General features: G+C 43.6%; 16 protein-coding genes and 1 riboswitch. Of the genes, 5 read left to right on the top strand and 11 right to left on the bottom strand.

The window, feature by feature from the left end:
* Window positions 1-62: 62 nt before the first annotated feature.
* Window positions 63-365 carry a 4Fe-4S dicluster domain-containing protein gene (locus tag GC093_RS06055; RefSeq protein WP_171650971.1) on the bottom strand — a complete coding sequence of 101 codons (303 nt, stop codon included), beginning with the start codon at window positions 363-365 and terminating at the stop codon, window positions 63-65.
* A gap of 352 nt (window positions 366-717) precedes the next feature.
* Here GC093_RS06055 and GC093_RS06060 point away from each other — a divergent pair, with 352 nt between their 5' ends.
* Entirely contained in the window at window positions 718-2322 is a 1605-nt protein-coding gene (locus GC093_RS06060; protein ID WP_171650972.1) for an FAD-dependent oxidoreductase, read from the top strand.
* Between the two features lie 223 nt (window positions 2323-2545).
* On the top strand, window positions 2546-3775 hold the full coding sequence (locus GC093_RS06065; protein WP_171650973.1) for a PQQ-binding-like beta-propeller repeat protein: 1230 nt from the start codon (window positions 2546-2548) through the stop codon (window positions 3773-3775).
* 192 nt (window positions 3776-3967) lie between these two features.
* On the opposite strand, the gene GC093_RS06070 is transcribed toward GC093_RS06065, so the two are convergent.
* On the bottom strand, window positions 3968-4630 hold the full coding sequence (locus GC093_RS06070; protein WP_246313667.1) for a carboxylesterase family protein: 663 nt from the start codon (window positions 4628-4630) through the stop codon (window positions 3968-3970).
* A 172-nt stretch (window positions 4631-4802) separates the two neighbouring features.
* Between GC093_RS06070 and GC093_RS06075 the strand changes: the two genes are divergently transcribed.
* Window positions 4803-4964 (top strand): hypothetical protein, encoded by a 162-nt coding sequence (locus GC093_RS06075; RefSeq protein WP_171650974.1) that lies wholly within the window; start codon window positions 4803-4805, stop codon window positions 4962-4964.
* Between the two features lie 310 nt (window positions 4965-5274).
* Here the strand turns inward: GC093_RS06075 and GC093_RS06080 are convergent, their stop codons facing one another.
* A complete protein-coding gene (locus GC093_RS06080) occupies window positions 5275-7365 on the bottom strand; it encodes a stalk domain-containing protein (RefSeq protein ID WP_312886465.1) in 2091 nt (696 codons plus the stop codon).
* A gap of 753 nt (window positions 7366-8118) precedes the next feature.
* On the opposite strand from GC093_RS06080, the gene GC093_RS06085 reads away from it, so the two are divergent.
* Window positions 8119-9069, top strand: coding sequence for a cation diffusion facilitator family transporter (locus tag GC093_RS06085; protein WP_171650975.1), 951 nt, complete (start codon window positions 8119-8121; stop codon window positions 9067-9069).
* Window positions 9070-9121: 52 nt separating this feature from the next.
* Here GC093_RS06085 and GC093_RS06090 read toward each other — a convergent pair whose 3' ends face one another.
* The 5 genes from GC093_RS06090 to GC093_RS06110 all read right to left on the bottom strand — a co-directional run bounded on the left by GC093_RS06090 (window position 9122) and on the right by GC093_RS06110 (window position 15360).
* Window positions 9122-10249 carry a glycoside hydrolase family 88 protein gene (locus GC093_RS06090; protein ID WP_171650976.1) on the bottom strand — a complete coding sequence of 376 codons (1128 nt, stop codon included), beginning with the start codon at window positions 10247-10249 and terminating at the stop codon, window positions 9122-9124.
* A gap of 94 nt (window positions 10250-10343) precedes the next feature.
* Window positions 10344-11411: a LacI family DNA-binding transcriptional regulator gene (locus GC093_RS06095; protein WP_171650977.1), complete on the bottom strand. Its 1068-nt coding sequence runs from the start codon at window positions 11409-11411 to the stop codon at window positions 10344-10346.
* 748 nt (window positions 11412-12159) lie between these two features.
* Window positions 12160-12924, bottom strand: coding sequence for a succinate dehydrogenase iron-sulfur subunit (gene sdhB, locus GC093_RS06100; RefSeq protein ID WP_171650978.1), 765 nt, complete (start codon window positions 12922-12924; stop codon window positions 12160-12162).
* 2 nt (window positions 12925-12926) lie between these two features.
* Window positions 12927-14687 (bottom strand): succinate dehydrogenase flavoprotein subunit, encoded by a 1761-nt coding sequence (sdhA, locus tag GC093_RS06105; protein ID WP_171650979.1) that lies wholly within the window; start codon window positions 14685-14687, stop codon window positions 12927-12929.
* 16 nt (window positions 14688-14703) lie between these two features.
* Window positions 14704-15360, bottom strand: a complete 657-nt coding sequence (locus tag GC093_RS06110; RefSeq protein ID WP_171650980.1) for a succinate dehydrogenase cytochrome b558 subunit — start codon at window positions 15358-15360, stop codon at window positions 14704-14706.
* 324 nt (window positions 15361-15684) lie between these two features.
* On the opposite strand from GC093_RS06110, the gene GC093_RS06115 reads away from it, so the two are divergent.
* Window positions 15685-16572, top strand: coding sequence for a LysR family transcriptional regulator (locus GC093_RS06115; RefSeq protein ID WP_171651047.1), 888 nt, complete (start codon window positions 15685-15687; stop codon window positions 16570-16572).
* Window positions 16573-16598: 26 nt separating this feature from the next.
* Here GC093_RS06115 and GC093_RS06120 read toward each other — a convergent pair whose 3' ends face one another.
* The 3 genes from GC093_RS06120 to GC093_RS06130 are packed head-to-tail and all read right to left on the bottom strand — an operon-like array spanning window position 16599 to window position 19922.
* Window positions 16599-17843 (bottom strand): cation:proton antiporter, encoded by a 1245-nt coding sequence (locus GC093_RS06120; protein WP_171650981.1) that lies wholly within the window; start codon window positions 17841-17843, stop codon window positions 16599-16601.
* A 51-nt stretch (window positions 17844-17894) separates the two neighbouring features.
* A complete protein-coding gene (locus tag GC093_RS06125) occupies window positions 17895-18557 on the bottom strand; it encodes a potassium channel family protein (RefSeq protein WP_171650982.1) in 663 nt (220 codons plus the stop codon).
* Window positions 18558-18569: 12 nt separating this feature from the next.
* The gene (locus GC093_RS06130) at window positions 18570-19922 is read right to left on the bottom strand and encodes a TrkH family potassium uptake protein (RefSeq protein WP_171650983.1); all 1353 of its coding nucleotides are present in this window, start codon (window positions 19920-19922) and stop codon (window positions 18570-18572) included.
* Between the two features lie 109 nt (window positions 19923-20031).
* Window positions 20032-20178: riboswitch (cyclic di-AMP (ydaO/yuaA leader) on the bottom strand.
* Window positions 20179-20414 lie beyond the last annotated feature (236 nt).

Genomic DNA, 20414 nt, shown 5'->3' on the forward strand with positions numbered 1-20414 from the left:
CGGTCATCCCCTTTTCAAAAGTACGGAGCATTCAAAAAAATTTCAATCAGTAATTTCTCTATTTATTTGAATTCAAGAACTGGTTTTCGGTTGTTAACTGCCCAGCCTACCACAGCTCGATAGCTGCCAAGCACCCCTCGTCTCTGTAATTCAGCTTCGTCCAGCATGCTCTGTGGTTCAGGATTTGGATCCACGAACAAAGCGTCAGCAGGGCAGTACAACTCACACATAAAACAAGTCTGGCAGTCGCTTTGTCGCGCAATGACAGGAATTCCATTCACTGTCTTGTCAAAGACATTAGTTGGACAAGCAGATACACACATGTTGCACTGGATGCATTTGCTTTCGCTGATGATTTCAATCATGCTGCCACCTCCTTTTCATATAAAAAAAGACACCCCACTCTTAGATAAGAGAAGAAGTGTCTCCGTACGTACGGTAGTCACCTATTATGATGTTAAGATCGGGATATTTAAAACTTAGTTAAACCATAGGAATTGTATGGATAAAACTTTTATATCCATAGATTATCACCTCAGGATGAATAACGTCAACCAATTTCTTTAATTCCTATAAAAATAATCGGAAAAGATATTGACACCTCTCTTCCATGGATAGTAGTATGAATGCATTACAACTAATCGACCATACCCATGGAGATGCGTTTCTATTGAAACGCGTCTTTTTATATTACCCATTTGGCAAAGGAGACAACTCATGACCAACCATTCCAAGGACAAAGAACGTTCCCTAGAAGCAGATGTACTCATTCTGGGAGGTGGGCCTGCCGGCACTTGGGCGGCTGTTGCTGCTGCAGAAGCAGGGGCATCCGTCATTTTGGCCGACAAAGGCTATTGCGGTACTAGCGGAGCAACTGCTCCGTCAGGCAATAATATCTGGGTGGCCCATCCCGATCCTGAGCTTCACGAGAAGGCGATGCAAGATCGTCATAGACTTGGCGGTTTTCTGTCGGACCATGCTTATTTGAATCCAGTACTTGCACAAACCGTTGTGAATAGGTCTCGACTGGAAGCTTGGAAATTTCCCTTTCATTATAATCAAGCGGGAGACACGATCTACTCACTTCAAGGACCTGAATATATGAAAATGATGCGTTCGCGCGTGAAGCGAGCAGGAGTAAAAATAATGGACCACTGCCCGGCAACCGAGCTTCTTGCGGATGATGAAGGCGTATGCGGAGCAGCCGGTATCTTGTTGGACAGCGGGGAACGGTGGAGTGTAAAAGCTAACGCAGTCATCATAGCAACTGGTGGTTGCGCCTTCCTCAGCAAAGCACTCGGCTGTAATGTACTGACAGGCGATGGCTTATTAATGGCTGTGGAAGCAGGCGCTGAGCTATCAGGTATGGAATTCTCCAACACTTACGGCATCTGCGCTGCTAATTCCTCAGTCACTAAGAATGCGTTCTTCTCGTATGGCTCCTACACCTATGAAGATGGTTCACTTGTTGAGGGAACGGAGGCAGCGGAAGATGTAATTGTGCCTGCCAAAATCTTTACAATCCAATCCGCTATTGCCAAAAAATTAAAAAATCATCCTATTTATTGCAAATTCGATAAAGCCAGCGAAGCCCAGCAGCCGCAGATGCGGAAGAGCCAGCCTAATCTTTTTCTCGCCTTTGATCGATTGGGGATTGATCCGTTCAGGGATCGTTTCCCTGTCACATTGCGCTTGGAAGGGACCGTTCGCGGGACGGGTGGAATCAATATCCTCGACCAGACCTGCGCGACACGCGTCCCTGGTCTGTATGCTGCAGGGGATGCTGCTACTCGGGAGCATATAGCAGGCGGCTTCTCTGGCGGTGGCAGCCATAATGCGGCTTGGGCAATGTCCTCCGGTGTCTTCTCGGGTCAAGCTGCCGCACAGTTTGCGTCAACACTAGGACAGCATGGTAGGAAGCGCAATTTCAAAGGACTGGCAGGTACCACCGAGGCTGGATCAGGTGAGCGAACCTACCAGGACGTGCATAATACCGATATCATTCGTGCTGTTCAAGACGAAGTCATGCCCTATGATAAAAACTTTTTCCGCTCCGAAGCCAAGCTGCACAGCTCCTTGTCTAATCTGCATGAAGTCTGGAAAAACATCCGCTCTACCTCCGCGCCCACGGGTCGGCAGGAGGTCAAATTCCGTGAAGCAACAGCTATGGCTGCCGTCTCCCGATGGATGTATACATCTGCGTTAAATCGCACTGAATCGCGAGGTATGCATCAGTACGAGGATTACCCGCATCTGGACCAGGCCCAGCAGCGCCGCCTTCTGTCAGGCGGCTTAGATCAGGTATGGGTGAAGCCTGTATAGGCCGATCTGATTTTATGAGAGATGCAGATAGAGACCCCTCAGAATGCTGAGAGGTCTCTGTTTATTTGAAATTGTTAGTAAAATAGTGGCATAGTGGACCATTCTGCTTCTCTACTATAAGTTAGCATAAGCTTACACAAATGTTATCTTTTTCGTGATATGATGAACATATATCCTTTTTTTAAGTTACTATTCCATAATGGATTGAAAGGTGTAATACTCCATGAATTTAAAGTCAATTACAATTGTTATTTTTGTATTAATTCTTTCTGAGATTGTATCTGGCATATGTACTGCTGCTCCTAATGAAACAATCTCTAATGCTGAATCGCCCCTAATACTTGACGGACAAGTACAACAATTTCAAGCACCACCCACAGCGGTATCCAGCGATATAAAACTTGAGCATACTCTTTGGAGTAAAACACTTGACGGTTATCCTTTAATAGCGCCCATTGCTTACAAAGATATAACATTTATTAATACAAGCAGTAGCTTGCTAGCCATTGAAACATCGACTGGAAATTTAAAATGGGAGCATACTACACCTGATGATTCAGTACAAATCTCTACTCCTGTAATTGTGGGTACCTATATCTGCTATACAAAAGTAGATACCCTGTATGTACTCGAAGCAGACTCTGGACAATTAGCTTGGTTCAAGAAATTGCAAAAAGATTCAGAAAATCTTGACCTGCATTCCATGGGCACATATGATAATTTGCTAATATTCACAGACCATAATGAGTTAAAGGCAATCAATGTAGAAACCCAGGAAGAAGTCTGGGTGAATCATCAATCTATGTTTTCCTATTCTGAACCTACTCTACATATAGTCGGAGAAAATATCTTCGTTGCCATACCCGGAAGTATTTATATTTACAATGCTGCAAATGGTGAAACCATCAAAAGCTGGGAAACGGGTAATATTCACTCTTCGTTACATATTTGGGGCGACAAAGTCATAGCTGTTGGTACCTTCGGAGAAGTGGAAGCTTGTGATATAGAAACTGGAGAACTGCTCTGGAAATTTATAACGAATGAAAATGTTGGTGTAGCTCGATCCGGCATTGCCTTTAGCGAGGATACCCTTTATATTACGAATCATAAAGACGGATTCTTATATGCAATAAGTCCGGAAAACGGAAATCTCCAGTGGAGTAAACAGATTGGCACTCCTACGTTTGCCAGGCGAATATTTTATGTGAACTCCAAACCTACATATCACAACCAGGTGATCTACATCGGGAGATGGGTAGAAGAAGACTCAAGTTCAAGTTCAAATTTTAAACCTCTTAAAGGAGAAATGCTTGCACTCGACTCTACATCCGGGGATATCCTCAAGAAATACCCTATTCCTAAAAGCTTCGCACAGGCGCCATTAATCATCAATGGGAAATTCTTAGTACTTCCTGCTTCTGGTAGCTCAGGTGATGTAGTTATGATTGAATGATATAATTAATGCATAAATGTGAATGAATACACTCCCCGCTTGATAGCAGGGAGTGTATTTTTTACCAACAGCCATTTCAATCTTACAGGATCAAACTAATACCCCTGCATATTAGGACTTTCTCTTAAACACAAAAAAAGAACCCAGCCAACGGGGCGTGAGTCTAGGTAATTTGCTACTAAGGAATTAAATTTATTTAGCCAGACTATGCTTCAAAAACCACTCATATAGTTCCATCTCCGTAAAAGCGCATACTAAATCGGCATGACCGCCCTCTGGATAAATCGTCAGCTTCGGATTACCGCCTACGGCGCGATGCGCTTCAATTAATGCTTCCGCCTGCTCAACGGGTACCGTCGTATCTTTCCCACCGTGAGACACCCAGACAGGAACATCTTTGAGTAGGTGAAGTTTATCCGTTGGACCAGTGGAGCTAATCGGTGCAATCGCAGCGAATCGGCCCGGATTAGCTGCAGCCACATTCCATGTCCCAAAACCGCCCATGCTAATGCCTGTGACATAAATACGATTTTCATCTACTGCATAGTTTGCAATGATGTCATCCAGTAGAGCGTGAAGCAATTCATTTTCCTGTGACCATAATGTAGTGTCTGGACATTGTGGCGAAACCGTTATAAAGGGAAAATCATCCTGCTCCTCAACGAGCTTCGGGATACCGTACTTTTTGAGAAGATTCAGATCAGAGCCACGCTCACCACGTCCATGCAAAAATAAAATAAGCGGCCATTTATGATCGGATTCTCCGTAACCAGCGGGCAAATGAAGCAAATAATCGAGCTGAAGTCGTTTTGTAATTTCCTTGTCCATCTTGCCAGCTTGCTGTCTTGGGTTCATTTCAATATCCCCTTCTTTTTCTGTCAAAATCAGGATATCATGTCGTGTTCTTCCTTACAATGAAAACTTCTGTTAGGAAAAATCCTATTCAATCAAAACGTGTGATCTGACACATTATTTCATTCAAAAATATGATAAGCTAATTGGTATTACTTCAAAGGGTGTGTATCAGATGAATTCTCAAGGAATTACAAATGAAGAATTAGCATTATTATTATCTAAATCAGATATTTCAGAGAAATCAGCTGAGGAAGAGCTGTTTATTCCTAGATCAAAAAAGAAACGTAGAAGAAATAAATTCTTTTCACGAATAATATTCTTTTCACATAAATGAAATAGCTATTTTATTTTCTAACAATTATCTTCCTTAACCGTCATCGTCGCTGCTCATTTTTTCACCCCTCCTAGCTCTAATAAATACTTCCTCTTCATCTGATCCATACTTTACAATTTCCCCTCACAAAAGTTGCCCGCTTCTTTTCACACAATCACCAGTAAACTTTTCAACTATGCCAACAGTATTTAATTCTGAAGCTACACAGACAGCCCCCACCTTGTCATCAAGTTGAGGGCTACTGTAATTAAGATTTAAAACGTTGGAGTACTGCAGGCTGCATGGCCGGCGGTGATATTGTTGAGGTGCCTTAGTTTAATAGCATTGTAGTGGCATCATTAATATCGTATAGGGAGCCTTTATTACCTTCAACAAGCTGAATAATTTGCTCATAGCCTAATCCGCTGTTTGGTGCGATAGCATCAAAAATAACATTATTCGTTTGCAACTCAGTAATAATTTGTTCAAGAAAGAATCCGGCCATTCCTTGTGAGGTGCCTTTATCGTGAACTGGGGCATCGGTTATAAAGATGATTCTTTTGGAGTTAGTGCTTTCCGATAACTTATTAACTGCCATATGAATCGCCTCCAGTCCGGATTCATCCAGATCTCCTCCGCCAGAAGCCACTAATGTATCTAAATTAGCCTTTAACAAATCTTTATCGTTAGTGAATTGAAAAAACTCCAAATCCCTATTATCAAGGTCCACATAATTAATATCTCGATAAGCAACGATAGCAAAATTAGAACCGGATGGGACGGAATCCGCGAAGCTTTTAACCGTTTCTTTTACATAGTCTATAACACCACCCATACTAGCTGTAACGTCAATTACAAAAACGATATCAGAAGAATCGGTAATACCTTTCGATATTTTTCCTAAAATAGGCGAAGAACTAGACGGTTCAGATTGTACTTGTACAACTTCCTCAATTGGAGCCTGTTCGCTTTCAGCAGATGTAGGGATAGATGGCTGGTTTTGAAAAACAACAACCGACTTAGAAGTCTCGTCCCACTTTACAATTCCGCCAAGAGCCTCGCTAACGAATCGAACAGGAACCATTGTGTTTCCATTTATTAATTGTGGAGCTACATTCAATGTTATAGGAGCCCCATTCACATAAGCAATATTAGAGCCAATAGTTAATAAAATGGTTCTACCTTCTCTTGTTGCAGTAACAGTTTGGCTGGAGCTTTCCCATTCTACTTTTGCTCCAAGCGATTCGAAAATAGCACGGAGCGGAACGAGTACACTACCACTCAAATTTACAGGTGGTTGCTCATAAGCTTGCTTTTGACCTCCAATAAACACTTGAATATTTGGATGTTCATTGTTGATCGGAACAAATTGAGGTATAGATGCTGCCAAGCTACCTGATTGATTGACTGTTTTCAAATAAAAGTAATATCCACCGGAAGGCAGCCCAAGTTTGCTCAGCGAAAAGGGTGAAGGGTTATTCGCGTTAATTTCGATTCTTCTAACTACTTTCCCATTTGCATTTCTGACCATTAAGTATGAAGTATAGGTCGGCTGCATGGTTGTAACATTCATATTAGCAGTGAAAGTACCATCCGACTTTATCGTAATATTGCCAGGAAAGCTTGCTCCACTAGGTACTTGAAATTGTGGTTCTACCGCTTTAATTGGGGATGAATCTACAACTCCACCCGATGAACTATTAGCTGGCGGATTGTTTGTTGATGGATGATTTGCTGTTGTTTCACCAGAAGATGATTGGGTACCGATAATAGCAGATTTAGGAAAATAAAAGTAAATTTTCGACTTCGCGCTCGGTGCTCGGCGTTTTTCTAATATAGTTACTGTATTATTCTCATAATTAAAGGTGAATTCAGAGGCGGAAATTTTGATCCCATCAATGTATAAACTGACATTTTTACTAGAGTTTATACTATAATTTGTAGTTAATTTAAAAACTCTTGTTGAACCATCTCCGTTAGACAGAGCATTTCCAATTTGGGCTACACCTGACTTTCCTTCTTCCCATTCAAATGTAGGGCTTATTAAGTATTTAATTGAGACTTCGGCTCCTCTATCGGGAGCTTTACGCATAGTTATGGCGTAGCTTTCATAATCAACCGTATACTCTGAGGAATCGATTTCACTTGCATTGATAAACAAGCGAAGTTTAGTATTAGTGGCCGTAATTTTGTTGCCGGGTGTGAATTTATAAATGCGCTCCTTTCCATCCCCATCTTTAAGGAGATTTACAAGGGAATCGCCTTCTTTAAATTCATGCGAGTCATTAGCATTTACAACTCCTGCACAAAGATCCAAGCCCCCGAAAAATAGGATGGAAATAATAAACAAACAAATCATTTTTCTACACTTCATACTTTTCACTCCGTTTACAAATGGCATTTTATCTGCAGCTTGTTCCACTGTGTGGCAATGGTAGCTGACATCTCACTTTACCATACATAACGGGGCTTTTCTAACTAAATTGCTTGATCTCGATCTATTTCTTATGACGGTACCCTCGCCCCAAGTGGTGTTTTCTGGCGATGAAATCCCATCGCCCCAATTTCAAAATTATGCCTCAAGACCTATGTCATCCTACACAAGATCCATTGCTTGTTCATTTTACAACATTTTTTCCCCAGTTTACACTATGGTATTGACATCTATATGTCAGCAAACATATGTACGTTTCATTGAATGGAATTCCCCTTAAATTTACCCAATCGTAAAAAAGAGACCTCACAAAAGTTCTAAGAACTAATGTAAAGCCTCAATCCTCATGAATCCTTGCTCCATAAGGGTTATTTTAGACAAAAAAAGAGACCCGCCAACGGGGCGGGTCTTCAAGAGTTTATATTAAAAAGGGGGTCTTGTTTATTATAATACTCCCAAAACATGTTAAAACGATAACAGTAATATTTCAATTGTGTAACAAATTTGAAAGCGCTCTATTATTTTCGAAAGATGCTCCTCTAATTGATAAAAGTTCTCTTTATATTGATAACAATTATCGAATTGTTGAGAAAACCTATCATATCGCTGATAAACCTTATCAAAACAATGATAAATCGTCTCAAATGGCTGAAAATCGCTATCAATTAAAGTATTTGCCAAAATACGGACCTTGACGTATAATAACTCGAACATAGACAAATTCATACGGAGGTGATTTATATGTACGATTATCATCATTTACATCATGTTAAAGAACAATCGAAATCCAAGAAGACTTTGTGGATTACCTTATTTTTAACCTTGTTTTTCACCATTGTTGAAATTATCGGAGGTTTACTCTCTAACTCACTAGCCCTTCTATCGGACTCCGCTCATATGATATCTGATGTCCTAGCTCTTGGACTTAGCATGGTAGCTATTTATTTGGCCACAAGGCAGCCCAACGCCAGATTTACGTTTGGTTATTTAAGATTTGAGATCGTAGCTTCATTCTTGAACGGATTGGCACTCGCCATCATATCCATCGGAATCTTTGTGGAAGGTATCCGCCGATTTTTCAACCCTGAACCCATTGACTTCAAGCTAATGCTAATCATCGCATCGATCGGTTTTGTTGTTAATCTGGTACTAACGCTTGTGCTTAGCCGCAGCATGAAGGAAGAAGAGAATTTGAATGTGCAAAGCGCACTATGGCATTTCATTGGTGACTTGTTAAGCTCCGCAGGGGTTATTATATCTGCTATTCTCATCTATTTTACCGGCCTACTGTGGTTCGATCCATTGATCAGTATGATTATCGGCGGCATTATCTTTGCCGGAGGCTGGAAGATCATTACAGAGTCCTACCTCATACTAATGGAATCTGTCCCTTCCCAATATAACTTAGATGAGGTCCGTCATGCGATTGCCGAGGTGGAAGGTGTAGAGGATGTTCACGAAATGCACCTATGGGCTATTTCCTCGAACCATTTCTCGCTAACCGCTCACGTATTTATCAATGAGAAGATTCAACCGTTCTGCATCATACTCGCTATCAATGAAACATTGAAGGAAAAGTACGGGATCGAACACTCCACCATCCAGATGGAGCACGCTACGATTCATCCCCACGGGGAGTACGGTAAAGAGTTTCTTCGTCATAAAGAAGAAGAGCTTTCTAATCATCACTAAATGAATAAGCAAAAACCTCCAAGGTTGGAGGTTTTTGCTTTAATTGAGCCTGCTATTTTCTCTCGTACCAATAGCCTTGAATTCCTTTATCCAAACGCACTAAAGCCTCCAAATAATAATAATCTCCCCATATCACATAGTCATCAGGAGATACTCCGCCGCGAACCGAATAAGAACCACGGTCCAACAGTCCTTCTGCGGCAGGCTGCCCAACTGTCGAATAGCCCTTCACGAGGCCCTGCAAAGAACGCTGCATACCACCCTCCAATAAATTACGGTCTGGATCACTTGCTTCCAGATGAGTCAGAAGCTCGATAATCCCCGCCGCGGTTATGGCTGAAGCTGAGCTATCCCGTTTGGTATCGGAATTAATAGCTACATTGAAGTCCCAATACACAACATCATCCTCTGGCAGGCGCTCCAGAAAATATTTGGCCAATCTTTTGGAGGTTTCTAGGTACAAAGGATTTTTCGTATAGCGGTATGATAAGGCGAAGCCGTAAATTCCCCATGCTTGACCGCGAGTCCATGTGGAACCATCGGTGTATCCTTGATGAGTACCGCCGCGAATAGCTTCGCCCGTCTCTTGATCAAAGTAGAAGGTATGGTAGGAAGAATCGTCCCCTCGCACCAAGAAACGCCGGGATTTGTCAGCATGAGCTACAGCAACCTCTTTATACTCTTCCTTGCCTGTATGTTCATAAGCCCAATAAAGAAGCGGCAGATTCATTAAGCAATCTATAATAATGCGTCCCCCGTTTTCCGGATCACCTTCAGGGCCCCAGGCTTGAATATACCCGCCTTTTGCTCTCCAGCGCGACATCAGTACATCCGCAGCTTGAAGGGTCAAATGCTTGGCATCTTCGTTGCCCTCAATAATCCATTGTGCTTTAGAGGATAAAGAATATAAGAAGCCAATATCATGATGATCTAATTTTTGGTTCGTTCCTAACCGATTGCGGAAGCTTTCCACTGTTTTTTGGGCGGCTGTTTTGAATACTTCGTCTCCGCTGTACTCATAGCACAACCACAAGATACCTGACCAAAATCCGTCAGTCCACTCGTTATTGTCATTAAGCAGATACTTTCCTTTCTCACTCACATGAGGGAATTGATCACCAAATCGCTCGATGTTCTCTCTTGTTTTTTGCAAAGCATGCTCAATAGCCTGTTTCCACATTTGCAAATTCGCTCCTTCATGGTTAGATAATCTATTAAAATGAATGCAGATGCAGTCCATTTTAAGAAGCTGTTTAAATAACTTAACCTCACAGTTACAGGGATGTAGACATCCTTGGGATTAGCGTGAGCGGAATTTTCACTTCATGCTCATCATCGAGCTTAGGCAGTATCACGCCTCCAGATTTACTATCACAATCGCTTGGTTCTATAGCTTCACCTAGCTGTCGCAGCATCAAGGCGATCATTAACTGAGCCTGCTGGTTGTAGGGGATGTCCAAAGTGGTTAGCTGCGGATAACAATCGCTGGACACGCTATCATTGTTAATTCCAACAATTTTGTAATCCAACGGTACCCTGTATCCTTGTTCCACCACAGCTGACATAAACCTCAATGCAACCAAATCATCAAAAGCCAGAATACCAATCGGTTTCGATCCCCCGCTTATTTCTTGTGTCATACGAACAATGCTGTGGACTTCATGCAAACCTAGTTCAATGATTTCGGAAATAACTGAAGCTTCTAACTCAATCAATCCTTTATTAAAACCGATTACCCTCTGCTCATTGATAGCATGTGCTCTTCCCGAGCTAAGGTAGAACAGACTGCGGCAGCCCTGATCGTACAAATGCCTAACCGCTTCCACACAGCCTTCGGAAAAATCAAGGTTAACTGCACCGACGGCGATATCCTGAGGCCAATTCCAGCCATTAAACAAAACTAGTGGAGTCCCTTCGCCGACAATCTTTCGCGTAGTATCGGGTGACATAGCCAAACCATGACAAAACAATCCGTCAACCCTGCGCTGCAGCAAAGCGTCTAGATGCCGCTTCTCGACCTCTGAGTCAAAGCCTCCCGCAGAATATACGGACAGGTGATACCCATGCTGATGTGCTGTACGCTCCATTTCCTCTGCGAACCGCCCATAGTACCCGATAAACCCAGGGACAATCAATCCCAGCTCATTCGACTTTCTACGGCTTAGATTGGCAGCCATCGCGTTGCGCCGATAACCAAGCGCTTCCGCAGCCTTCTCCACCTTACGGATTGTTTCCTCCGCTATCGGTACATTACGCCGATTCAGTACATTGGAAACAGTAGCAATTGAGACAGCAGCTGCTTCTGCAATATCAACGATCGTAACCGTGCGTTTCTTATTCATGAATCATGTCCTTTTATTCTTATTTAAACGTTTCAATTGAAACGTTTAAATAAATTATAAGCTTTGCAGATTACAAGGTCAATACAGATTTTCACATTTCTCTTTTTAAATTGTTGATACTCAAGAAAACGCCACAACTTACCTCATAACCGATCACTAATCGGCTCTTGTTTCGGTTCTTTACTCTGTCTTATCTCCGATCTTTGAACCGGCATTCATTCATAGCCATGCACACGCAATATTGAAAGCATCCGCGCCCTAAGGATGCTTCTAGGTTGGGAAGGAAACATCGTTAACACCTCATCTATTCTAACTGCTAATTGGGGAAGTGCTCTTGCTCTTGCTCTTGCTCTCGCTTACGGAACGTCATTCCGTTACTCCTCTACTATCCCACCGTACTCATGATTGCGAGGAACTACGATGCGTTATTTCTTGTATAACCTGTCAAAATGCCACATTCTGATGCAAATAGAGAATCGTAGTTCCCTTCCACTTGAATGATCACGTGTGCATAACAAAATAGCGTACCTCAGTTCCTCTCCCCACCATTTAGAGGAATATAAGGAAACCGTGTTCGAAGTAGTGTAGTGTGTAGGCGTAAGCTTCAATAAACCCAAACCATATAGATTTTTGCATAGGTTTGCCCCATCGCCATGCATCACAGCAAAGCACACCTGGGACACGCACACAAGAGTAAAAAAAAGCCCCAAATGGACTGGGATAGTCCATTCGGGGCTCAATTTTACAATTACATACCCAACCACTGTTTAAACAAATGCTTAGTTGTATCTCTGTTCATGGCTGCAATCGAAGTCGTCAACGGAATGCCTTTTGGACATGAGCGTACACAGTTCTGCGAGTTACCGCAGCCCTCGATACCGCCGTCCTCCATCAATGTTTCCAAACGCTCTTCTGCGTTCATCTCACCCGTTGGATGAGCATTGAACAAGCGAACCTGGGATATAGCAGCAGGTCCGATAAACGATGTTTTATCATTTACGTTCGGGCAAGACTCAAGGCATACGCCACAGGTCATGCACTTGGACAGCTCATAAGCCCATTGACGTTTGGATTCAGCCATACGAGGTCCTGGACCTAGATCGTACGTACCATCGATAGGAATCCATGCTTTGACCCGCTTCAATGCGTTGAACATCCGCTCACGATCTATAACAAGGTCACGAACAACAGGGAACGTACTCATAGGCGCAATGCGTACAGGCTGCTCCAGCTTATCGATCAGCGCCGAACAGGCTTGACGCGGCTTGCCATTGATAACCATTGAACATGCTCCGCATACTTCCTCCAGACAGTTCGATTCCCAGCACACAGGTGTGGTCTTGCCTCCCTGTACATTCACAGGGTTCCGCTGTACTTCCATCAATGCGCTGATTACGTTCATGTTCGGACGGTACGGCACTTCAAATTCCTCTGTATAAGGCTTGCTTTCAGGCGATTCTTGGCGGGTAACGATAAACTTGACCTTCTTACCTGCAGTTGTAGTTTCGGCCATGATTAGCTTCCTCCCTTCTTCTTGTCCGTCGAATAGTCGCGTTTACGCGGTTTAATCAACGATACATCGACTTCTTCCCACTCGATAGTCGGGCCTTCAGCGCCCCACTTAGCTTTCGTTGTTTTCAGGAAGTTATCATCGTCCCGCTCAGGGAATTCAGGCTTGTAATGCGCGCCGCGGCTTTCATTACGTTGCAGTGCACCTAATGTCATAGCATGGGATAGCTCCAGCATGTTCCAAAGCTGACGAGTGAACGCCACGCCTTGGTTATTCCAACGAGCCGTATCCGTCATGCTGATGTTCCGGTAGCGCTGCTTCAGCTCATTGATTTTATCCAATGTATCCTGCAGCTTGTTGTTGTAGCGAACCACCGTCATATTGTTGGTCATCCACTCGCCAAGCTCTTTGTGAAGCACATATGCGTTCTCGGTGCCATCCATTTTCAAGAGGCCCTCGTATTTATCCGTTTGCTTCTTCTTCTCACGGTCAAATACAGAAGAAGAGATATCTTCGGTATGCTTGCTTAAGCCTTTGATGTATTCAATGGCCTTAGGACCCGTCACCATACCACCGTAAATAGCTGACAACAATGAGTTCGCACCCAAACGGTTAGCTCCATGGTATTGGTATTCACACTCACCACAGGCGAACAACCCTGGGATATTCGTCATTTGGTTAAAGTCGACCCACATACCGCCCATTGAATAATGAACCGCAGGGAAGATTTTCATTGGAATTTTACGTGGATCATCACCCATGAACTTCTCATAGATTTCGATAATACCACCCAACTTAACATCCAATTCCTTCGGATCCTTATGGGAAAGGTCAAGGTATACCATGTTCTCGCCATTGATACCCAGCTTCTCGTCTACACAGACCGCAAAAATCTCACGTGTCGCGATATCACGAGGCACAAGGTTACCGTAAGCCGGATATTTTTCTTCAAGGAAGTACCAAGGCTTGCCGTCTTTATAAGTCCAAATACGACCACCTTCGCCGCGAGCAGATTCAGACATCAGACGCAGCTTGTCATCCCCAGGAATAGCAGTCGGGTGAATCTGGATAAACTCACCATTAGCATAATATACGCCCTGCTGATAAACCGCACTAGCTGCCGTACCCGTATTGATAACCGAGTTCGTTGTTTTACCAAAAATAATACCAGGGCCGCCTGTTGCCAAAATAACAGCATCAGCTGCGAACGTGTGCACTTCCATGGTACGCAGATCCTGAGCAGACACGCCGCGGCATACGCCATCATCATCAAGCACAGCGCCCATAAATTCATAATGCTCGTACTTCGTTACAAGACCAGCAGTCTCCCAGCGACGTACTTGTTCATCCAATGCATATAACAACTGCTGACCTGTAGTAGCGCCGGCAAAAGCAGTACGGTGATATTGTGTTCCTCCGAAACGGCGGAAATCAAGCAGACCTTCCGGTGTACGGTTGAACATAACGCCCATCCGGTCCATCAAGTGGATAATACCCGGCGCCGCGTCACACATTGCTTTTACCAGTGGTTGGTTAGCTAGAAAGTCGCCGCCATACACGGTATCGTCAAAGTGCTCCCATGTGGAGTCACCTTCACCTTTTGTATTAACAGCTCCGTTAATTCCACCTTGGGCACAAACGGAGTGGGATCGTTTTACAGGAACCAAGGAAAACAGGTTGACGTGAACCCCGGCTTCTGCGGCTTTGATGACTGCCATTAAACCTGCCAGGCCTCCACCAACCACGATTACTTTTGAATTAGCCATTGTTGTTCACTCCTCCTTATCCTTGAGCCATCTTAGGCACGGTTTGGAACTGCGGGTCTACGAAAGCCGACAAAGACATGATAAACATAATTGACATTACAATAAACACACCAATCCATACATATGTGGATACGCGTTGCGCTCTCGGGCCGACAGTGATTCCCCAGCTAACCAGGAATGACCACATTCCATTGCTAAAATGGAACACAGCCGACACGATGCCAATACAGTAAAGAACAAAATTAACAGGATTCGATGCAATAGCATGCATCTGTGTTCCGATTGCGTCCTGAGCTACGTTACCCAATGTAATCTGGAAGCGCGTTTCAAAGAAATGCCAGGCCACGAACAAGAACGTGATAACACCTGTAACACGCTGTAAGAAGAACATTTGGTTACGGAAATATCCGTAATTCGACACATTATTACGTGCTGTGTAAGCAACGTACAAGCCATAGACGGCATGGTAAAGAAGCGGCAGCCAGATTCCGAAGATCTCAAGCGCCAGCATTAGAGGCAGATCGTGAAGCCAGTGTACATTTTCTAGAAATGCAACATGTCCGCCTTTGTAAGCCTTGTAGTTAGTAAGCAGGTGCTCGATCAAAAAGAAGCCGACCGGGATGACACCAAGCAATGAATGCAGCTTACGATAAAAATACGAGTTACGAAACATTGGATTCCTTTCCCTCCTTAAATAATAAATACTTCATTTTAATAAAGCCGGGTCACACGTTAATAAACCATGTTTCATTGTACTCCCGCAGGAAACAAGCGTCAATAAAATCACTATGCCTATTTTCCATGGATCGACATTTTTTTATGCAGAATCATGCGAAAAATGTGAACGATGCGTGACATATACATACTACTCTTTTATCGCTTATAATGGAAGTGCCGATTGTTTATAATCTGTTATTCGTTTTTGACATAAGCAAGGATAAATATCACAATATCATCATCTCCTTTTTGAAAGAAGGCTAACCTGTTGCCAGAAAATATGGATATCTTCGCCATCGTTGTTGAAATGGAAAGCTTGAATAAAGCCTCGCAATCCTTGAACATATCCCAACCTGCCCTCTCCCGCAAAATTATGCGATTGGAGGAGGAGCTAGGAGTCGAGCTATTTCTCCGTAAGGGCAAACGGCTCGAGCTTACTCGCGCAGGGCAAGTTTGCTATGAGCACGCATTAGAGCAGCGCCACTTGGAGCGTAAGCTCCAGCGCTCTCTTGAAGAGTTCAAATCAGCGGTCAAGCCTTCCAGCATCATTATTGGTGCAAGCCTGACCACACTGCAATCCACACTGCCGGATCTAATCACCATCTATACAAAGGATTACCCGAACACCGATATCAAGGCTATTACAGGAAAAACTCACGAAATTGTACCCATGGTGAAGGAGCGTAAAGTCGATATTGGCCTAGTTGCTTCCAAGATAGAGCATCCTGGCTTGCAGTGCATCCCCTTGTTCGATGATCACCTCTGTCTCGTTCTGCCCATTGGTCATCCGTTCGTAGACAAAGCTTCCATAGAAATAAGCGATCTTCACGAGCTGCCTATGATTCTCTTTTCCAGAGGTACCTGGTACCGTGTCCTAATGGATGAGCTGTTTCACCGATATGCGGTACATCCCGATGTTAAGATGGAGATTGATTCCTTTGAAGCGATCATTCGTCTCGTATCTACCTGCAAAACAGCTACGCTCCTGCCGGAGTCGTATTTGCGACGCCATTTAATAGAAGAAAACGAGCTTATCATCCGATTTATACCAGCGCTTGAGCAAACAACAAGAACGACCTCTCTGTTGTTTACAGAAGAGGCCGCTCATCATCCGTCCGCGCAGCAATTTATTGAAAAGGCAAAGGATTATTTCAATAAACAGGGTTAGTCAGTTTTCTATCAATATTACTTCTATTATTGATGAACGCTTTCATCTGTTTCTTCAATACCCAGCTTTTTCGCGACATAGGCAGTAGTTCCCGCCTGAACGAGAATCGTCAGAAGCACAGCTAAAAAGGTCACAGATGCGATAACATCTGCGTATTTAATGCCAAGTCCAGCGATCAAACCTGACAGCGCCGCAGGAATAACACCAGTCTCACGGACCCAGAACATGAATACAATCTCGTTCCGGGTCCAACCTGCCTTGCGATCAGGTAACGTGCACGCCAACACGGTTAACGGACGCGCAACCAGCATAAATACGGCGATAACAGCAAGACTTGGCCACAAATTTGCCAGAATCAGCTGGAAGTTCACTTGACTGCCCAGCATAATAAAAATAAGCATTCGCATAATAACAGTTATATTCTCCGTAAAATGCCCCATCTCATTACGCTTATCATTCAAATTCAGCTTGAATAAATCCACATTGCCCCAGATTAAGCCTGCTGTGAAGGTCGCCATGAATCCGCTGACATGGAGCATGTCCCCCAGCCAATAAGCTCCAATCGCTGTTACAACCAAGGATATAGTCGCATAATCACGCAGCAAGCCTAGCTTAAGATGCCCTGTAATATAAGCTAATACGAAGCCTACGACTGCACCGACTAGGATCCCGCCAACAGCTGTTTTCAAGAAATCAATCACGCCGGATGCTAGAGATACTGTCTGTCCGCCTACAATTACTGCAATAACCGTGAAAGTCAAGATGGACGCGGTTGCATCGTTGAACGCAGATTCACTTTCAACCGTTTCCCTCACCTTAGTACGAATCCTCACCTGCTTGAAAACGGGTATTAAAGTAGCCGGGTCTGTAGAAGCAATAATCGCACCCAGCAATACAGCATACATCATAGGTAAGCCGAGGAACCAATGCGCTGCAAAAGCAACTACAGCACATGTAATAAGCACACCAGGTACCGAGAGCAGCGAGACGGTTAACCACACCTTCTTTAACCCGGATAGCCGAATATTGCGTCCCCCATCGAACAGGATCAATGCTGATCCAAGCGTCAATATGAATTGATTGGTAAACGAGCTGCTAGTCTCGGTTACCAAGTGAAGCCCTTGCCCTACAATCATGCCAGCTACTAGAAAAAGAGCAACATCTGGAAGCTTAAGCCAACCTGACAGTCTACCAAACAACATGCCTATTCCAAGAATAAAAATTAATAAGAACAATACATGGTGAATCATTTCATTAACGTCAGTCTGCATCGGTTCGCTCCATCCGTTTCCTTACAAATGCTTGCTCGACCTTTAAGCTAATTACCGCCTAACTTCATTCTCAAATAGTTCGATCTGCTGATTGGTGCCAATGATGACCATTATATCTTGATCGTCAAGGGTGTCTGAGGCTGTCGGGGCTATAATAACGCTGTTCTTCTTATTAATAGCTACAACACTGCAGCCGTATTTGGCCCTCGTATCCAGTTCTCTTAATGAACGACCGCATAATCGTTTGGGCACAGTCAGTTCAGCGATTGTGTAATCCTTCGAAAGCTCAATATAATCGAGCAAGTTAGGAGATACCAGCTGATGGGCAACGCGGATACCCATATCCCTCTCCGGATAGATCACTCTATCCACGCCTATCTTTTGCAGCACCTTGCCATGAAGCTCGGACAGCGCCTTGGCCACCACTTGCTTCACACCGATATCCTTAAGAAGGATAGCCGTCAAAATACTCGATTGAATATCATCGCCAATTGCTACGATAGCACAGTCGATGTTGCGAATCCCTAGAGACCTAAGCACTTCCTCGTCTGTCGAGTCCGCCACCACAACATGTGTCAGCTTCTCGCTCATTTCATCGACCGCTTCCTCATCCTTATCGATGCCCAATACCTCATATCCTAATTCAATCAATTCCTTCGCCAAGCTCGAACCGAATCTCCCCAAACCAATTACAGCATACTGACTGCGTTTCATAAGTATGTTCCCCTATCCGATTGTAATTTTCCCTTCCGGGTATCTATATAATTCTTTTTCCGTTTTCGGTCCGAGCGCATATGCCAACGTCAATGGTCCTAGGCGGCCTATAAACATCATTAGTGCGATCATAACTTTACCGATATCCGACAAGTCTGGTGTTAATCCCATGGTTAAACCCACCGTGCCGAATGCCGAGGTTACTTCAAACAATATCATTAGAAAAGGATGATCCTCCGTTGTCGACAGCACCATTGAGACGATTATGACTAGAAACAGGGCAATCATCGTCAACGTAATGGCTTTTAGAATACGATCCTTGCCCAAGCGGTAATGAAACAGGACGATATCTTCTTTACCACGAATCATAGCGATGGTGGCACCAACCAGCGTTGTAAACGTTGTTGTCTTAATACCGCCGCCCGTTGACCCAGGAGAAGCCCCTATAAACATCAGAATAATGGTGAAAAATTGGCTGGCCTGCCTCATGCCTCCTATATCAATCGTATTAGCTCCTGCTGTCCGGGGAGAAACCGATTGAAAGAACGCTGCCAATACTTTACCTGACCAATTAAGAGGGCCAAAGGTTTTCTGATTCGTAAATTCAAAAATGAAAATAACAATCGCCCCGACAACAATTAAAAATCCTGTTGTGCTAAGCACTACCTTTGAATGGAGCGAAAGTCTTTTACTCACTCGAAAGTCAAGTAAATCGGATATAACTATAAATCCTATTCCGCCTAATACGATAAGCCCCATCGAGACGATATTAATTGTCGGATCGGAAGCGTAGGAGGTTAGACTGCTGAAAGGTCCTGTCACTGATCCAAACAAATCGAAGCCCGCATTGTTAAAAAAAGAAATTGCATGCCAAATTCCATAATATATCCCTTTAGCCGGACCTAAATCCATCGACCAACGAATGGAGAAGATGACCGCAGCAATCAATTCAATCGTTAAGGAGTACCGAATCACCTTACGAATGAGGCGTACGATTCCTTCCATGCTCCCTTGATTCATAGCCTCCTGAAGGACTAAGCGTTCTTTAAGCGAGATTCGTTTCTTCAGCATAAAAGCAAACAAGGTCGCCATCGTCATAAAACCGAGTCCGCCAACCTGAATCAGCGTGATGATAACGATCTGCCCAAACATGGTGTACGATGATCCTGTGTCCACAACCACAAGTCCGGTTACACAGGTAGCTGAAGTAGCTGTAAACAATGCGTTAAGAAAGGAATGCGGCACCCCAGTTGCAGATGCTATAGGAAGGGTTAAAAGTATCGTCCCAACGAGAATAATTGCAGCAAAACCTAAGACCAAAATTTGCGGCGGTGTTAGTTCGATTTTTTTCAATGTAAGCTTCATTTTCCACCCCAACCCTTAATAATCCACACGACAAAAACCTCCAAATATCAGAAAATACCTTTCTATAAGCACAACAAAAAAGACACTGGAAGCCCACTGCCGTATTTATGGGTCCTGTTATTAAGCCTACGAGGTTAGCTGACGGATTCGGGCTTACAGGTACCCTATCACTCCACCGTGGTGTACGATGGAATTGAATTCACCCCTATTACAATGGTTCCCCCGTTTTCGAAAAGAAATTCGGCTTTTTATTCAATTGATATGAATTATAATGGTCTTTATCAGGAAGTACAAAGTCGCTTTTGATCGAAAACGGGTGAAATTCTTAATTTTACAAGTACTGGCGTGAGTAGGATAGAGGATTCGCTTGGCTTTTCACCGATTATCCTCCTTTTGCTCTTGAATTCATTGGATTTTGCTTAGTCATTTGTGCTAAGTTAAAAGAATACACTGTTAAAATACTCAGACTCCCCAATCCATTCATTTCAAAAG

Source organism: Paenibacillus foliorum (genome assembly GCF_013141765.1).
Lineage (GTDB): Bacteria > Bacillota > Bacilli > Paenibacillales > NBRC-103111 > Paenibacillus_S > Paenibacillus_S foliorum.